General features: G+C 38.1%; 16 protein-coding genes and 1 tRNA gene. 8 read left to right on the top strand and 9 right to left on the bottom strand.

Annotated features, from left to right (window positions below):
* Positions 1-107: 107 nt before the first annotated feature.
* Positions 108-971, bottom strand: coding sequence for a TIGR02452 family protein (locus RIV7116_RS03250; RefSeq protein ID WP_015116839.1), 864 nt, complete (start codon positions 969-971; stop codon positions 108-110).
* A 308-nt stretch (positions 972-1,279) separates the two neighbouring features.
* Between RIV7116_RS03250 and psbQ the strand changes: the two genes are divergently transcribed.
* Together psbQ and RIV7116_RS03240 are read left to right on the top strand one after the other, a co-directional pair.
* The gene (gene psbQ / locus RIV7116_RS03245) at positions 1,280-1,744 is read left to right on the top strand and encodes a photosystem II protein PsbQ (RefSeq protein WP_015116838.1); all 465 of its coding nucleotides are present in this window, start codon (positions 1,280-1,282) and stop codon (positions 1,742-1,744) included.
* Between the two features lie 100 nt (positions 1,745-1,844).
* Positions 1,845-2,969 carry an FAD-binding oxidoreductase gene (locus RIV7116_RS03240; RefSeq protein ID WP_015116837.1) on the top strand — a complete coding sequence of 375 codons (1,125 nt, stop codon included), beginning with the start codon at positions 1,845-1,847 and terminating at the stop codon, positions 2,967-2,969.
* A 23-nt stretch (positions 2,970-2,992) separates the two neighbouring features.
* Here RIV7116_RS03240 and RIV7116_RS03235 read toward each other — a convergent pair whose 3' ends face one another.
* Both RIV7116_RS03235 and RIV7116_RS03230 read right to left on the bottom strand, forming a co-directional pair.
* Positions 2,993-4,591 (bottom strand): SAM-dependent methyltransferase, encoded by a 1,599-nt coding sequence (locus RIV7116_RS03235; RefSeq protein ID WP_015116836.1) that lies wholly within the window; start codon positions 4,589-4,591, stop codon positions 2,993-2,995.
* Positions 4,581-5,243, bottom strand: a complete 663-nt coding sequence (locus tag RIV7116_RS03230; RefSeq protein ID WP_015116835.1) for a hypothetical protein — start codon at positions 5,241-5,243, stop codon at positions 4,581-4,583. Before RIV7116_RS03230 ends, RIV7116_RS03235 begins: the two co-directional genes overlap by 11 nt.
* A 170-nt stretch (positions 5,244-5,413) precedes the next feature.
* Between RIV7116_RS03230 and RIV7116_RS03225 the strand changes: the two genes are divergently transcribed.
* Positions 5,414-5,863, top strand: coding sequence for a tellurite resistance TerB family protein (locus RIV7116_RS03225; protein WP_015116834.1), 450 nt, complete (start codon positions 5,414-5,416; stop codon positions 5,861-5,863).
* 272 nt (positions 5,864-6,135) lie between these two features.
* On the opposite strand, the gene ccsB is transcribed toward RIV7116_RS03225, so the two are convergent.
* From ccsB to RIV7116_RS03205, 4 genes are all read right to left on the bottom strand, one after another.
* Positions 6,136-7,188, bottom strand: coding sequence for a c-type cytochrome biogenesis protein CcsB (gene ccsB, locus RIV7116_RS03220; protein WP_015116833.1), 1,053 nt, complete (start codon positions 7,186-7,188; stop codon positions 6,136-6,138).
* A 140-nt stretch (positions 7,189-7,328) separates the two neighbouring features.
* Positions 7,329-9,062, bottom strand: a complete 1,734-nt coding sequence (locus RIV7116_RS03215; protein ID WP_015116832.1) for a DUF3352 domain-containing protein — start codon at positions 9,060-9,062, stop codon at positions 7,329-7,331.
* A gap of 985 nt (positions 9,063-10,047) precedes the next feature.
* Positions 10,048-10,656 carry a chorismate lyase gene (locus RIV7116_RS03210; RefSeq protein WP_015116831.1) on the bottom strand — a complete coding sequence of 203 codons (609 nt, stop codon included), beginning with the start codon at positions 10,654-10,656 and terminating at the stop codon, positions 10,048-10,050.
* Positions 10,657-10,848: 192 nt separating this feature from the next.
* Positions 10,849-10,930, bottom strand: a tRNA-Leu gene (locus RIV7116_RS03205).
* A 487-nt stretch (positions 10,931-11,417) separates the two neighbouring features.
* On the opposite strand from RIV7116_RS03205, the gene accC reads away from it, so the two are divergent.
* The gene (accC, locus tag RIV7116_RS03200; RefSeq protein ID WP_015116830.1) at positions 11,418-12,767 is read left to right on the top strand and encodes an acetyl-CoA carboxylase biotin carboxylase subunit; all 1,350 of its coding nucleotides are present in this window, start codon (positions 11,418-11,420) and stop codon (positions 12,765-12,767) included.
* Here accC and RIV7116_RS03195 read toward each other — a convergent pair.
* The gene (locus RIV7116_RS03195) at positions 12,764-13,057 is read right to left on the bottom strand and encodes a YggT family protein (RefSeq protein WP_015116829.1); all 294 of its coding nucleotides are present in this window, start codon (positions 13,055-13,057) and stop codon (positions 12,764-12,766) included. The two genes, accC and RIV7116_RS03195, sit on opposite strands and share 4 nt — an antisense overlap.
* A gap of 346 nt (positions 13,058-13,403) precedes the next feature.
* On the opposite strand from RIV7116_RS03195, the gene psbX reads away from it, so the two are divergent.
* The 4 genes from psbX (at position 13,404) to RIV7116_RS03180 (ending at position 16,012) form a co-directional block, all read left to right on the top strand.
* Entirely contained in the window at positions 13,404-13,523 is a 120-nt protein-coding gene (psbX, locus tag RIV7116_RS34685) for a photosystem II reaction center X protein (RefSeq protein WP_015116828.1), read from the top strand.
* A 340-nt stretch (positions 13,524-13,863) separates the two neighbouring features.
* Positions 13,864-14,799 (top strand): Ycf66 family protein, encoded by a 936-nt coding sequence (locus RIV7116_RS03190; RefSeq protein ID WP_015116827.1) that lies wholly within the window; start codon positions 13,864-13,866, stop codon positions 14,797-14,799.
* Between the two features lie 39 nt (positions 14,800-14,838).
* The gene (locus RIV7116_RS03185; RefSeq protein ID WP_015116826.1) at positions 14,839-15,402 is read left to right on the top strand and encodes a TolB family protein; all 564 of its coding nucleotides are present in this window, start codon (positions 14,839-14,841) and stop codon (positions 15,400-15,402) included.
* A 64-nt stretch (positions 15,403-15,466) separates the two neighbouring features.
* Positions 15,467-16,012 carry a TolB family protein gene (locus RIV7116_RS03180; protein WP_015116825.1) on the top strand — a complete coding sequence of 182 codons (546 nt, stop codon included), beginning with the start codon at positions 15,467-15,469 and terminating at the stop codon, positions 16,010-16,012.
* A 31-nt stretch (positions 16,013-16,043) separates the two neighbouring features.
* Here the strand turns inward: RIV7116_RS03180 and RIV7116_RS03175 are convergent, their stop codons facing one another.
* Entirely contained in the window at positions 16,044-16,886 is an 843-nt protein-coding gene (locus tag RIV7116_RS03175) for a GNAT family N-acetyltransferase (protein WP_015116824.1), read from the bottom strand.
* Between the last annotated feature and the right edge of the window lie 93 nt (positions 16,887-16,979).

Here is a 16,979-nt window from a genome sequence, read left to right as displayed (position 1 = left end):
GCTTGAAGCCTGGGGCTATAGAAACGAAGCCTGCCTCCGCAGACTGGGAATCTTCAAGCCTACGCAGGTAGGCTTTGTCAATTTAGCGATACCCTTCTAGGGTATTGCTATCGATTAAACCTTTCTCTAAAAGCATCAACAATACTTTCTTCCTTAGTATTATCCAAAACAGCAAATACAACCTTTTCAAATAAACCGCTAAATTTTGTATTCTCTACTAGATGATGGTGAAAATATCCTGCGACATCATGAGGATTATTTTTAAATACACCACATCCCCAAGCACCTAAAACCAATACTTTGTAATCATTTACTGCTGCAACTGATAATAGTTTTTCTGTACGCTGCAACATAGTACTTTCAATTTTGTTAATTTCTTGCTTTTTACCGTTTTTTCTTACAGCACCAGCGTTAACACCGGGTACCGTTAAAATCGAAATTAAAAATGGTTTATCTAGTAATTCGTCATTATCACCTCTAATTACGGGCACCTCTGGCGAATAAATCATATCATCTAGATAAAGACATGAGCCGCTATACCTATTTTTCTCGTACATTTCCGTCATTTGAGAAATACAAGGATAAAGCCCGGTTGCTCTAGCTAAACTTTCTTCTTGTGCTTGACTACCATTAAGAAATCCACCACCAGGATTTTTTGCAGAAGCAAAGTTCAAACATAGTACTTTCGCAAAACCTTCTTCATTCACTAACCTGCTGGCAGCATTCAAAGTAGTTCCATTGTTTATCTCAAATTGAGCTAAATTTTGGTTTTCTTTAATTTGTTTGTTACTTAATTTAAAAAAGACTGATGAAAAATCTTCTTCAGAATAATGAATTGAATTTTTTATTGCAGCTTGTAAATTTTCTTGAATATCAATAGTTTCTTCTTGCTGATTTTGATAAAATCCTCTTTCCAAAATATCAATAGTTTCCTTGGCAGTTGCTGCACGTTTGTCTCTATTTTTGCTCATAGATTAATAATTTTATTTTGTGTAATTTGTAAATAAAACTATATAAAATATAATATTTTACTAAAAAAATCAGCATCAAAGGAGGATTGCTCCACAAAAGTTTCAGATTAGAAAGTACTTGAGCAACTAAATGAAATAATTACTTAAGTATAATTACTTAAAAAAAATCAGCAAATATAATATTTATTCTGCTTCAAAAATCATTTACTGTGGGAAGATTTGCCAAAATAAATCGGTCATGAGTAATTAAAAACGACCACTACAAGCTAAAATTACTGTGTCAATTGCCAGATAAATAAGTTCGATTTATGTCGCGTCTACGCCCCCTTTTTTCGTTAATACTAATATCTTTAGCTACATTACTTTTCAGTTGCGGTGGCCCTAATGTCGCTGTAGCACCTCCAAGCTATACTCCATCACAAATAGAGAAAATCCAGGAATACGTACCAGAAATAGTTGCAGTACAAGAGCGCGGTTCTGAGTTGCAAAAACTTATTCAAAACAGAGATTGGATAGATGTAGGAACTTTTATACATGGTCCTATGGCAGAAGCAAGGTTAAATATGAACTTTATTGTTTCTAACCTTGTGCCAGAACAACAAAAGCAAGCGCGTAAAATTGTACGAGACATGTTCAACAATCTCGTCAAAATTGACCAAGCTGCTGATGAACGTAATTCCAGCCAAGCTTTGTCTGCTTATGATGCGGCTTTTGCTGATATTAACCAATTTTTGGATTTAATCCCTGCGAAGTCTGTATCTGATGAAGCTTAAAGACTTTTGTCACCGACGAACAATTTAGTTGAGATTTAACGCTTAAAATCTAACGTTGTATTTTTAGAGACGTTGCATGGCAGCGTCTCTACATTAATTTATGAATCATATAGTTATTGTCGGTTGCGGTATTATTGGAGCAACTTTAGCTTACGAACTAAGTTTAATTGAAGGGTTAAAAATTACAGTTGTTGACAAACAACCCCCGGCACAAGCTGCTACAGGTGCAGCTTTGGGTGTTTTGATGGGCATTATCAGCCACAAGGTAAAGGGCAAAGCTTGGCGGATGCGACAAACAAGTGTCCAACGTTATGGAACTTTAATTCCAGAATTAGAAGCGATAACAAATAAAAAAATTCCCTTCAATCGTCAAGGAATTTTAATGTTGCTACCATCTCCTCAAGTAACAGCAGATGATTTACCGTTCTGGGAAAAACTCAAACAAACTCGTCAAAATCAAGGTTGGCAATTAGAAATTTTAGATAAGGCTCAACTTAGTAAAATCTGTCCCCAGGTAGATGTAAGTTCACGTGAATATATAGGAGCAATTCATTCTCCGCAAGATAGGCAATTAGATCCAACAGCATTTACATTAGCTTTGGTAGAAGCAGCACAACAAAATGGTGTGAATTTCAGATTTGGTGTAAATGTATTGGGAATGAAGTCATCATCCGATCGTGAAAACTCTAGTACTAGAGAATTAGAAACAACAGAAGGTGTAATTGCAGCAGATACATTTATCATTTCTGCGGGATTGGGTTCATCACTTTTAACCGAACAATTAAATCAAAAAGTTGATATTCGTCCGGTATTGGGACAAGCAATTCATTTACGTTTGGGGCATCCTTTAGCAAAATCCGAATTTCAACCAGCAATTACCTGTAACGATACATATATAGTTCCTTGTGGTGCGGGTGTTTATCCAACCACAGATTATTGGGTAGGTGCCACGGTAGAATTTTCCCAAGATGATGGTGAATTATCAGCCGACAAAGAACTTTTAGATAATAGCTTGAAAGGCGCGATCGCAACTTGTCCGGAGTTAGCGAAAGCTGATGTAATCCGCACCTGGAGTGGTTTACGTCCTCGTCCTGAAGGTCGTCCCGCTCCAGTGATTGAGAAACTACCGGGATATGACAACGTAATTTTGGCTAGCGCTCATTATCGAAATGGGGTTTTGTTAGCTCCTGCAACTGCTGAAATGGTGAAGGAGATGGTTTTGTGAGGTTAGAGGTTAAAGGTTATAGGTTATAGGTTCAAGGTGAGTTGTCTGTTATTGCTTTGAGATGAGCATCTTACTGACTCACTCGCTGTAGAAATATTTTTGGATAGCAATTTTAAAGTTGATAACCATCCTATTTTTTTATCTGAATATGCTTTAAAGCGTTGATATTCCGAAGTTGCTTGTTTTATTAATTGTTTTTGCGGAATACTATTTAGTAAAGCATCCAAATTTATAGATTGAAGCAATTTTTTTGTAATTGGTCTTTTTGCATCTAAAAAAGTTATTGATTTTATAAAATCTAAACATACTTCACTATTAAATAAGCAACCTAAAAGAATTGCTTCTTCAATAGAGTCACACGAAATAAAATAACAAGTATCATCAAGCATTACCGGACGATTATTTATTGGATGAACAATTCTAAATCTTGGTTGCTTGTGTAAACCAGAAATAGCGACTTTATAAAGAGAAAAAGAGTAATCACCAATTCCAAATATAGAAAACGGCGGTTTATTTTTGTAAATAGACGATTTTCTTTGATTAAATTTTTCAGAATGACTTTTAAGGTATTGCCAAAGTCGTGGCGCTGATTGCTGCAAAATATATGTATCTTCACCAATCTTCTTTTGAGTGACTATCACACCTCGCTTTGGTTCTATTTTTCCGTGAAATAAATCGGTAGATTTTAGTAAAGGGTAAATATAATCCGATTCAATATTAACTATTTCCTTAAATTTATTTTGAAAAACTCCTTCTGAAATACAGGTAAGTTCCATTACAGATGCTGCATCGTGTTTTAAGCCTTGTCGCCAGGTTAAAGAACTTTTTCCATTCAGAAAAGCTGATTTTCGATAAGCTTTAACATCTGCAACTAATTTATTATCAATAATTCCAATAGTTGATTCTGGTTCGCTTGCTGATAAATTAGAATAAACATTAACTTGATAATTCGGTTCATCCGCACCAACATCTAAACAAAATAAACAAGCACTTACAGAAGCTTTAAACCATTTTTTAGCATCAATCAATCTAATGGAAGCATTGCTAATTTTTAATTGAGTATCAAAAGCGAATTGCAAAACCTTACGCGCTACAGAAGTTTTACAAAGTAATGCAATAGTTGGTTTTTCAAAAACAAGTTCTTTAATCAGCTTTATCCAAATGTATTCTGTAATATCAAAGTTGGAACTTCCAGTTAAAGCTTCAATTCCTTTTAAGCCTTTAAAATTTGTTTTAATTGGCAGATTACTACTTCCCAAGCTTCCAAGTTGAGAATTTGTTACCCAAGGAGGATTACCTATAACCAGTAAATTACCTTCTGTACTCCATTTCAAACTTTGACGGAAATCTAAATCAAATATTTTTGCTTGCTGAATCACAACACGAGTTGAATCAGCATTTTGATAAATGCTTTTTGTAGCTTGAAAATGTTCTTTCTCCAATTCAATCCCTTGAATTTCTTTCGGAGGTTTATCAAGTGCTAATAAACCAGAAATAAAATTTCCTTCTCCACAAGTTGGTTCTAAAACTCTTTCCCAATACTTATTACTTTTACTTAGACAGTTTAATATTTCTGCTACTAATGCAGGAGGGGTTTGAAAATCACCAAGTTCAGCTTTCAAGCAGGTTTTCTACTCCTATATCTGTTTTTGAATTAGCTATATCAATAATTCGACGATATTGAAGCCGCCATTGCAATGCATTTGATATTGTAAGATATCCAAGTTGAGGAGGATTTTGCAAGATTCTATCCGCAAGTAAATCGCGTCCAATTTCGTCTAAAGGTAAATTTCGCTCCTCTAGATAAGCAACAATATCATCTTTATTGCCGTTACGATTTAAAATTCCGATTAAACCGTAAGTTGTTTGATAATCTCCTGTCTTTTCCCGCGCTACAAAAATTGCATCTCGAAAATTTAAACGCGCTGTTTGTGTTGTGCTGTCGTCAGATTTTTCGTAGGTAAACACCAGCAGATGATAACCCAAACCATACACTTTTTGACTCGCATCTCGAAAAGGAGAAGATGATTGGGGTTGACGAATTGAAGTTACTTTTAAATCTACATTTAAGTCAGGAAAATCAATACCGCTCGCAGCATTGCCCGGAATATAGTCATAGGTAGCTCTTAGATAATGGTTAAATGCTTGCTCAACATAAGTACCAACAGCTTTACCATCGGTAGAGCCAAATAAATCTGGAATTGGTGTCCCGCTGATTTGTCTAATAAATAGCGCTGAGGCAATTTTGAAGTTGGTAAGTGTTAATTCGGTCATTAGATAATTCCTGTTACTGTTTAAAATTATCTAATTATCGGTACTGATGCTACTTATGAAAAGGTTTTATCCAGTAGTAAAAAAAATACTTTAATTCAAGGTAATAAAACTGATCTCAATGTATAAAAAATATGTCAACTTGTATATGTAAGAATTAAAAAATATTTGATATGGGTTTATTTAGCGGTTTATCTACTACTCGTACTCAACAGAAAGGTGTTTCTTTTAGTCCCGCAGAAGCATTTGCAGCCATTGCCCTAGCTACAGTAGCAGCTGATGGTTATTTATCAGATGACGAGACTGAGGTAATGATAGCTTCCTTGAATCGGATGGAATTGTTCCGAAGCTATTCGGGTGATGTTATGGGAAGATTGTTTGATAAATTGTGCGGAATTACCAAGCGTCATGGAAGTGATACTTTATTAAAAAACGCGATTGCTTCATTGCCTCATCATTTACACGATACAGCTTTTGCTGTAGCAACCGATTTAGTTTTAGCGGATGGTGAAGTAACTGAAGAAGAAGAAGACCTTTTACAGTATCTCTACTCTTACTTAGATATTCCAGAACAGAAAGCCAAAATGATAATTGATGCAATGATTATTAAAAATAAAGGATAACAATACTATTTATTTTTATCTTTATTATCATGTCCCTTCAGAAGTTCCTGGGGGATATTTCTTTTAGCAATCTTCAGTCTTCATAATGTTGGGTTACTCTACGAGAAAGCTCCGCTTACACGACCTTCAACACAACCTACAATGTTCTTCTTTAACTTCTATTAAAAAAACTCCTTCCCAACCAGTGGAAAAGAGTTTTTTAAAGCCCAGGTCGTCGGGCTTCGTAAATGTAGCCCCAGACTTACAGTCTGAGGGAACTATGAAAAATTAATCTAGAAAAACCACCCATAAGAGTGCAAACCCTTACCCAACAGATTCACACCTAAATAACAAACCCAAACCGCAACAAAGCCGGTAGCCGCTAAAATTGCCGGACGACGACCTTGCCAACCGCGAGTAATCCGAGCGTGTAGATAAGCTGCAAATACCAACCAGCAAATCAAAGCCCAGGTTTCTTTGGGGTCCCAACTCCAGTAAGAACCCCATGCTTCATTCGCCCAAACTGCCCCAGCAATAATACCAATTGTCAAGAGGGGAAAACCCAATCCAATAATGCGGTAACTGATATTATCTAAGGTTTCAGCAAGACTCAACCGTTGTGGGGAAAGGGGTTCTCCTGAATTTTCTACGTTTTGAGAAGTTTCTATCCGCCTTGCAACTGCTGTGGCACTTTTACCGTTACTGTTGCTTTGAACGGGAGAAAAACCGTTGTTTTCAAAAGCAAATGCATTGGGTTCGGTAACTAATTCACCAGCCTTATGTAAACGATAACCGTTGCTACGATAGCCACCGTTACCAACCGAACTACCTTGTAGCTGCACTTGTTGACCTTTTGTAACTATCAGAAATGCTACAGCTACTAAAGAACCTACCATCAAAGCTGAATAACTCAACATCATCACGCTGACATGCATCATCAACCAGTTTGATTTGAGTGCCGGTACTAATGGTTCGGAAACCTGCATTTCTGAAGGAAGTGTCAAAGCTGCAAAAGCTGTAATTCCCATTGCTACTGGAGCAGTGGCAACTCCTACCAAACGGCTGCGACTGCTGTATTCAGCAATTAAATGAACCGTGGTGATTCCCCAAGCTAAGAAAAACAATGATTCATATAAATTGCTGAGAGGGAAATACCCACCTTCCAACCACCTTGCACCAAGTAAAGTTGCCATACATAAATTGGCGATCGCCATTCCCGCAGTTCCCAAACCTGCCAATGTTGGTATATTGGGGAAAGCTGCTCCCACCCAATAAATCAGCATCGTCAGAAATAGGACGAGGAAGGAAGCATTATCAAGCCAATTCTGGAGTACAACTAAATCCATAAAAGTGTTCTCCCCATTAAAATTACTATAATTTTTTATCTTACTTTCTTTCCCAGTTTGATTGAGAAGAGGCAGCAATCCCTTAAGATTTCTACCTCTTCTAACCTCTTCTAGCTTATCTTTATTTGTCGTCTATTTTTCTACTCGCTCTTCTCTTCGGCATTGGGAAGCTCAACTGGTCGATCGCCTTCCTTTAACTTGAGCAAGATATCATAGCGAGTAGTCCGACTATCGCTTACCGCGCTTGTTACACCTACCGAATTGATCGCATTAAGAAAACTCTGTTGATTCGGAAATAAAGCCGGTAAAGAAAAGTTTTTTGCCGCACCTTCCATATCCAAGAAAAATTGAGTACTTATAGGATTAAGTTCTGATGGCACTGCTTTCTGGAATAAACCAGCCTTAGCTAATATATTTTTTGGTTTGGGAATAATTTTATCGCTAATCGGAGTCCCCAAGGTTAAAAAAGCAATATCTTCTTCTAACCAACCGTGGGTAGCAGTTAAAGTTCCCGAAGGTCCAATCCACCTAGTAACTGGCACTTGACCAACTTTATCTTCTTTAATTTTAAATTGGTACTGATTTCTCATCGCATCATCTAACTGCTTCATTGATGCTTCCGCTTTGCGCCTATCGCTAGCTTGTACCATAAACACTAAAGCAGCGCGGACATCTTGGGGAAATTCTGTATTTGGAGTTTGGGGAACAACAGATACAGCAAATTCGCCTCCCATCCAGCTAAGTAAATCTCGATCTAAATCTAAACCGCTAAGGTTTTTAAATCCTTTTCTTAATTTTTCTGGCTTCACTGGTGAAAGAGGATTTTTCTGTGAAGTCAAAACGTAATCAGCCCATAACCTACGCAGGTTGCCACCAGAAAACATCATTAGAGTAGATTCTGGTAACCGAGTAGTCATAGTATTAGCTTTATTTTCTACTGCCAACACTCTTCGGCTGCTCGGCTTCAACCAAGAGACTCCTTTGATACGCAATCCTTGAGGTTCTAAACTAACAGTTCCGGCTAAGCCTTTATTATTTTTTAACTGTGCTAAAACTTGCGCTGGTAAACGACGTTTAGCAGAAGTTGTACTGGCAATTTGAGCCGCTGATGGAACATTAACGTAAAATTGAGCCAGGGGCTGATAAGTTGCTATTTTAGGTAAATGTTTGGCAAAACCCTTACTTGCTGCTAGGGTAGCTTTGCCTTTATAAGCTTTAATCGTTCTTTCAGTAGCTTTGGGATTATCTGCAATAACCAGGAAACGTTCTTCAATTACTGCTGTAGATAACTTTTCTCCCGAATTTGTTTGTGCTTCTTTAATCGTAATACCTTCATATTCTCGGTCAACCCATTTTCCTTTCAGGGCTTTTGGTTGCGCCAAGGCTGTTTGAATTTTGTTTTGGTCTTTGATTGGTAAAACCATTACCAGCGACTGTTCTACGGTGGCTAATTTCCCATCGCTAGCTACTGGTTTAGATGCAGTTACTGGGGCTTTGGGAGCTAAAATAGCAATAGTTACTTGATCCCCAACCCAAGGACTTACATCTTTTTTGAAATCAAAACCTTCTTTTGCCAGAAAGCGATCGCGCCACTGAATCAAATTTTGATCCAGTGCGGCTTGACTTTCTTTAGTCCCAAAAGAGCGCAGTTTTTCCCACTGACTTGAATCCGTACTCAAAGAAACCGTAAATAGGGCATCTTGGGGAATAATATTCGCACCTACAGGCAAATCTCTAGACAAAGGTTTTCCCTGAGTAAAAAGCCAGTAAGCAGCTATTCCACCACCAATTAATAAACCCGCTCCAGAAAGCGTCAAAACTAAAGACGGTTTCTTTTTTTTCTTACCAGAAATAGACACGACAGGCAGTGTCATTGAAACCAATACCTCATAAAACCGAACTTTTCAATTGCTTTATTGGTACAGCTAACCAAAAATTACTTTTTATATCTAGGGTTGCTGATTACACTCAGAAAATAAATCTCATAAGATGATAGTACTTTTACAATCAAATCACCATTGGCATCTTACAGACTTTCTATATTATTCAACTCCGGATAACGTAGTTTAAAGTACCAAACATTATATTGCTTCTTTTCACTACAATCTTTCGGGCTTTTATATCCACCTCCGCAGCAAGTTTAACACTACTATTACAACCAAACACTACCCCAATCTAAAATATGTCTAAGAAAATTACCTAAAAAGACATGCCTATATATTCTTTACTTCTTTGTTTTGAGACTAGTCTATAGTGTGAAATCACTGCAAAATAGTGTTTTCACCGTTTTGACAAAAATGGAAATTTTGTATTCTCAAACTTATCAAAGTAATCGAAAAAAGTGCTTATGGCTATTCTTCTATGTAGATGTATGAAGATATCCCTGCTGCGTTTCTATAGAATACTCAAGTCCGGATACTGCTTGAAATTTTGCAAGTTATTTAAGTTCGCCATCTATTTACTTGAGAACCAACTGGCGAAAGCTTCAATCTCAAAATAAGAGTAGCCGAGAGTTTGAACATATGGAATATTTGATTTACAAAACAAACGTTTCAGTTAGTGGAGATGCGTGCAAATTATAAATTAGCTCGACAAAATTCTATACAGATTGGCATTGGATATTATATTTTGATTGCTGATTTATAATCACTAAACAAGGGGTCTTACCCTTTACTCAGCGCTACAAATCTCTAACCTTAAAAATCATCACTACAAAAGCTGATAATAATGAACTTTTGTATTGAGATCAAATTTTTAATATTGTTGTAATGCTTATTTCCACGAATTAATTGGCTTCGTGGAATATTGTTCTCTATGACTAAAAAAAGAGAAAACAAGTTCAAGCAAAGAATAGTACAGCTAGAGTTTGGTATTTCCCAAATATTTAGTCAAATAAGGCGAAAAAACCTCATAAATCAACGTTAAAGGCTGTCCGTGATGCCAAAATAAATAGTGCCTTCCCCAAAAAGGACCTTTTTGATTAAATCCTAGTTCTAATTCGGTCGAATCGCCGTAGTAAATTCCTTGAATATCTCGATACAATTCAGTACGAAGACGAGCTAAACTTGCCCAAATCGTTAACGAACGATTTTGCAAATATTCATCGACATGAGATGCTTCCCACCATGAAGTTGCATATGCCAAAATTTGACCGCTAGCAGTACGCAACCAAACTTGTCTTCGCAACCTAGGACCAGGCACTACCTGCATCAAATCGGGAGCATTATCCGAATCCATGCCAATTAATGACATATCAATAACATCTACTTCTGTGGCTTCACCCGTCAGCAATTTCAAATGTCGCGTTGGAGAACCATCACCCAACAGCAATAGCTGCCAAGCTGGTGCTAGCCGATTGTGAGGCAAACCTTGTTGAACTACCTCTTCTCCACCTTGCCAAATAGAATTTAATCTATGCCACGAGCAAGGTAAAGCTAAATCATTTTGCTGTGAAAAAGTTGCAGTCAATGCTTTGCTCTTAACAATACTTTACCGCCATTCTATCAAAGCACAAAATGCCAGGTCATGGGTAATGAGTAGCAAATACAAATTAGGGAGTAGGGAGTAGCGGTTGCAGAGCGGGGATCTGCTTCTTACTCATCATTAATTCCTCCAGGTTGTCAATCCCTAATGGCTTATTATAAATATCCAAGAAAAAAATGCGGATGGCGAGACTCGAACTCGCAAGGCCAAGGCCACACGCCCCTCAAGCGTGCGCGTATACCAATTCCGCCACATCCGCATGATAGATTTTTATTTATCTTTTATCTAGGAATGAAGTATAGCACAACAAAAAAAATATAGTAAGTGGCTAAACCTGTGAGTCAGAAATTGTTGTATTGAGAAAAAAGATGATTATCTGGCGTTGCTGCTTAGCAAAGGCAAATTGGGATAACTGGCTCACAGAAATTAAATATAACTCAGGTCATATTAAGAACGGCGCTCTTAAATAAGCGTAGAAGCTATCTTCGTGTTTATGGTCATTAGATGTCTCAAATTATCGATTGATGCGTATAATGATTAACTTTCTGAGTTATTTCTTAATACTGCTTGCGTTAACTTAGTCAAACAATCTATTTAAAATGCCTTATGGGTAGTTCGTTATAGCTGAGGGTTCTATTAACAAAGCACGCAAATTTATTGTCAAATTTTGAAATAAAGTTGATTCTTAGTTCGAGGTTTGGCATCAAAAATTATCAATCTATAGGAAAGATATAGAAATTACAAACATGAATTTTGACAAAATATTAATTGCTAATCGAGGGGAAATAGCACTTCGCGTTCTTCGTGCTTGTGAGGAAATGGGAATTGCGACTGTTGCAGTACATTCAAATATTGACCGTAATGCTCTTCACGTCCAGCTTGCTGATGAGGCAGTTTGCATCGGTGATGCTGCAAGCAGCAAAAGTTATTTAAACATCCCCAATATTATTGCTGCTGCACTAACGCGTAATGCTAGCGCGATTCATCCTGGTTATGGATTCCTAGCCGAAAATGCTCGTTTTGCGGAAATTTGCGCCGACCATCATATCGCTTTTATCGGTGCCTCACCAGAAGCGATTCGCAGGATGGGGGATAAATCTACAGCTAAGGACACCATGCAAAAAGCAGGCGTTCCGACGGTTCCGGGTAGCAATGGTCTGCTGTCTTCTGAAGAAGAAGGTTTGAAAACAGCAGCAGAAATTGGTTATCCGGTGATGATTAAAGCCACTGCGGGTGGTGGTGGCAGAGGTATGCGCTTAGTGCGATCGCAAGAGGAATTTACTAAGTCTTTTCGAGCAGCACAAGGAGAAGCTGAAGCTGCATTCGGAAATGGAGGGGTTTATCTAGAAAAATTTATCGAACGTCCTCGTCATATAGAGTTTCAAATTTTAGCGGACAATCACGGCAATGTAATTCATTTAGGCGAGCGTGATTGTTCGATTCAACGGCGCAATCAAAAACTTCTTGAAGAAGCTCCGAGTCCGGCGCTCGATGAAGAATTACGGCAGAGAATGGGGGACGCTGCGGTAAAAGCTGCCAAATATATTAATTACACCGGTGCGGGTACGGTGGAATTTTTGCTTGACAAATCTGGTGATTTCTACTTTATGGAAATGAATACCAGGATTCAGGTTGAACATCCTGTAACGGAAATGATTACCGGTATTGATTTAGTAGCCGAACAAATCCGCGTTGCTATGGGGGAAAAACTTAGCGTCACTCAAGAACAAGTTGTTTTGCGAGGTCATGCAATTGAATGTCGGATCAATGCTGAAGACCCCGATCTCGATTTTCGTCCCTGCCCCGGAAAAATCAGCGGCTATCTTCCCCCTGGAGGTCCTGGTGTTCGTATTGATTCCCATATTTACACCGACTACCAAATTCCTCCTTACTATGACTCGTTAATAGCAAAGTTAATTGTCTGGGCTCCAGATCGTGCCACCGCCATCAATCGGATGAAACGCGCTCTAAGAGAATGTGCCATTACTGGACTGACCACAACAGTTGGCTTTCATCAGAAAGTTATGGATATTCCCCAGTTTTTGGAAGGCAATGTCTACACCAATTTTATTCAAGAAATAAACAATTCACTTTAGCTAGTGCGAGCTAGCATGGTCAGCAGTCCTTGCTGACCTAAAAGGATTTCCCGTGCCAAACTGAAGATTCCGACCCAAATAATCGGTGTAATATCGACACCACCTATAGGTGGTACTATTTTACGCAGTACGATTAAAAATGGCTCGGTAGGTTTTGCAATCACATTAAAAGGAAAACGATTCAGTTCGGCTTGGGGATACCAAGTTAAAATAATTCGGAAAATAAATAAAAACGTCATTAGTCCTAATACGAGACTGAGAATCAAATTGCTTACGTCAAGGGTACTCATGGCTTGAATTAATGGTTAATCTGAAGAAAAAATAACTTAGTTAAAGCGATATTTGAAGATTTGTGAAATCTTTATATTATTTTATCGGAAGCTGAGTTCTGATGCTGTGCCCGAGATTGAATCAAATCAAGCAGGTTCCGATAATTTTCTTAGATCGATCTGGTTCAATATTCACTAAGAAACCCGCTTTGCGACTGTAGCGCGCATTCGTACCGATTTTTCCTTCTCAATCAGTTTTACTGGCATATTGTTGATTGATGAGTGCCCTATTTACAATTAAGACTTATTGCGATTCGTTTCGTGGTATTAAAATATTAGAAAGAATTATGTAAAAAAGGTTGTAACTATGACTCCGTCTTTAGCAAATTTCCTTTGGAGCTTAGCCTGGGGTGGTGCAATTGTTGTTATCCCCGCAACAGTGGCACTAATTTTCATTAGCCAAAGAGATAAAATCCAACGTTTCTAGAATTTCTAGAGAAACGTAGAGGACTGCGTTTCTTAAAGATAAAATAAATTCCTTAGCTAATTGTTAGCCAGACTAGGTTTTAAATATTCCTCATACAGAGTACGAGCTATACTTAATTGACCAGCCTAGTCTTGTTAACTTTAATTAACAACGTCAAAGGTTCCCTTAAAAGTTTTATCCTTCTGAAAAAACTTTTAATGGCGCTAGTCAAGGCGCGGTATTGAATAACTCCGTTTAGGAGTCAGACAATTCGCGCCTTTACTGTACATTTATATGTGCTTGCTGCTAAACGATTTTAATTGTGAGTCGCTAACATAGATTTGATATCGGGAAAAGAACAATGCTAACTTATGGGCTGAACTCAGCCAGCGTTCTGGCTCAGGTAAATATAGGAACTAACCCAGCAAGTATTTTAGGAATTTTTCTAGCTGTTGCTGGAGCCGGACTATATTTTCTGCGTACTGTACGTCCAGAACTTTCACGCGACCAAGATATATTTTTTGCTGCTGTCGGTTTATTGTGCGGTTTTATTTTTATTTTTCAAGGTTGGCGATTAGACCCAATTTTGCAATTTGGTCAACTGCTTCTAGTTGGAACAACTGTATATTTTGCTTATGAAAGCATTCGTCTACGCGGTATTGCAACTCAGCAAGCCAAACGTAGCACTCCAATTGTTGACCGCGAGCGGGATGTCAGCGACCGTTACGATTATGATGATCGGGGTAGATACGGTGCTGAGGTCGAAGATTACGACCGAGATCCCTTACCTTATGACCCGTATTATGAAGAAGAACGTCCGCCACGTCCTCAAATTCGCGGAAGTAGAGATAGTCGTGCATCTCGTAGTGAATACTATGACGATCCAGCCCCCCGTCGTCCGGAACGTCGTAATGATATAGAGAGAATTGAAGACGATAGACCACCTCGTCGCCGTATTTCGAGTTCCAAGCGTACTAACAGCCGTAGTACATCAAGGCTGGAAAAAAGTGATTGGGATTCATCTTCTCCACCAATAGATAGTTGGGATAATTCTCCTACCGAAGAAAGAAGAGCACCTCGTCGGAGTAATGAAAGACCAACTCGCCCAAGAAGTGAAGAAGATATTATTCAACCTAGAACTTCAAGAAAGCGTCGTCCTAGGAGAGATTCAGACCCCAGAAGAGAAAGAGGTGGAATGGATGAGGTCATACCCACTGATTATGAAGATTACAACCCAATTGTTCGTTTAGAAGATGAGAAAGACGAACCACCGGAAGTAAAATTGGACGACGAATAATTAGGAGATTGGCGCTAAAAGCAGAGAAAACTTATTAAGGTGAAAAAAATTATCCCTGGATTCTGGCTCCAATTACAATTTCGTTGGAGTCTTTGTCTTAGTTTGATTAGTTTACTAGTATCTTGTAGTTACAACGAACTTCCCATTGGTTCTAATTCCCTAAATACTCGCAACACCGAAGAACAGCCAACTTTAAGTGGAAACGGTCGCTTTTTAGCATTTGTATCGAATCGTAGCAGTACTCAGCAATTATTATTGTACGATTTAGAGCAGCAAAAGCTGATTCCTACACCGCGTTTGAATCGACGTAATGCCATCGCAGAAAGTCCCAGCCTCAGCTACACCGGACGTTATATAGTCTACAGTACTACAGACCGTGGTAGACCAGTAATAGCACTTTATGACCGTGCCGTAGGACAATCCCAAGTTCTGACCCAAAACTATAACGGCTGGGTAAGAAATCCCAGCGTCAGCCCAGACGGCAGATATGTTGTATTTGAAACAACGATTCGCGGTCAATGGGATATTGAAGTCCTCGATCGCGGAGCGAATGTAGAATTAGATATTCCTAATGGTGCCCCACTGAGTGCGCCCCCGCAGTAGGGTAGAGGGGGAAGAGGGGGAAGAAAATTGAATATTATAATTTTCTAAATATTACCAATGCCCAATGCCCAATTCCCAATTCCCGATTCCCAAAAAGTTAATTTCAATTTGTTTATTTGCTAGTTTCGGTTTACTGGGTGCTTGCAGTTCTTCGCGTATATTGAGCTACCCATTTGATAATAGTGGTAGGGGTCTTAATTCTGGTGCCTCAGAATTAAATCCACATATTTCTAATAGATATATTGTTTACACGAGCGACCGTCGTGGCAGTCAAGATGTTTATATGTTTGATCGGGTAACTCGTAATTTAATTAACTTACCTGGGCTAAATTCATTTGATGCGATCGCCAGTCATCCATCAGTTTCTCAAGACGCTAGATACATTGTGTTTGCTGCATCTCGGGAGGGAAGAAGCAATATTTTTCTGTACGATAAGGAAACTCGTCAGTCACGTAATTTAACTGGTAATCTTCAAGCAGAAGTCCGAAATCCGACAATTAGTGCCGACGGTAACAGGATTGCCTTTGAGTATACTTTGAACGGGCAGTGGGATGTTTTGGTTTATGACAGATTTGGAAGACGTTTAAATATTCCTCAAGAACCACAGTAAGTTATCTAACTCTTATCTATTTACTTAAGATTTAATAGAAGGCGTAATTACTCCAGTCAGCCACAGGTTTATAACCAATTTGTTGATATATTTTGTTAGAAGTGGGATTAGATAAATCAGTAAATAAAAAACAGAATTTGTATTCTGTATTCAGTAAAGTTTGGCTTAAAGCAGCAACACAAGCACCTGCATAACCTCGTTTGCGATATTCCGGTGGAGTGTAAACCATACTTATTCCAATACCATTAGGAGTTGAGCGAGTACTACAAGCAATGGAAACTGGTATTTCATCTTGCCATAAATAAGCCTTGCCTTTTTGCAATGCTGTTTCAACCCAGCTTTCGCTATCTGATTCAATACCTTTCTTTCCTAATGCTTCAAAATTAAAAGCGTCATGCCATGATTTAAGAAGTTCTTTATCGTTTTGCGTGGCTATTCTGAAATTACCTTTTGCTTGCAAAAATAACTCTACTGTTTCTAGCTTGAAAATACGCAGCGGTAACTTTAAATTGTAAGATGAATTTGTTAACAAACACCATTTGTCTGCAAATGCTTGTGATTCGAGAATAGGTGCATTTATATTGGTTAACGATTTATATTGCCGTTGTAAGTCGAGAGCGATAATATCTATTGCTGCAAAATTTTTAATGCGTGACAGCAGTAAATTATAAGGAATTATCATCATTGCCACCGCAATAATATTCCCATCTTCCTCTACTACTGATAAATAAGGTTTGATTTTAGATATTTTTGGATTACTTATCAAATTATTGCAAATTCCTAGTTGCAGGTTGTGCAATACTTCTTCTTTTAAGAAATAATCCTTAACTTTCCGATAAAACAGATTTGCATCGTGAAATCTACGAAGTTTCATTATTGATATCTTGGTGAAAATGGTACATCAAAAACAAATCAATAAAACATTTAAAGATGCAGTTTTGTAGGGTGTGTTAGATGCACTAGAAGC

It is taken from the genome of Rivularia sp. PCC 7116, from assembly GCF_000316665.1.
In the GTDB taxonomy this organism is placed as follows: Bacteria; Cyanobacteriota; Cyanobacteriia; order Cyanobacteriales; family Nostocaceae; genus Rivularia.
The sequence above is the reverse complement of the archived record's forward strand: the minus strand, read 5'-3'. Positions and strand labels throughout refer to the sequence as shown.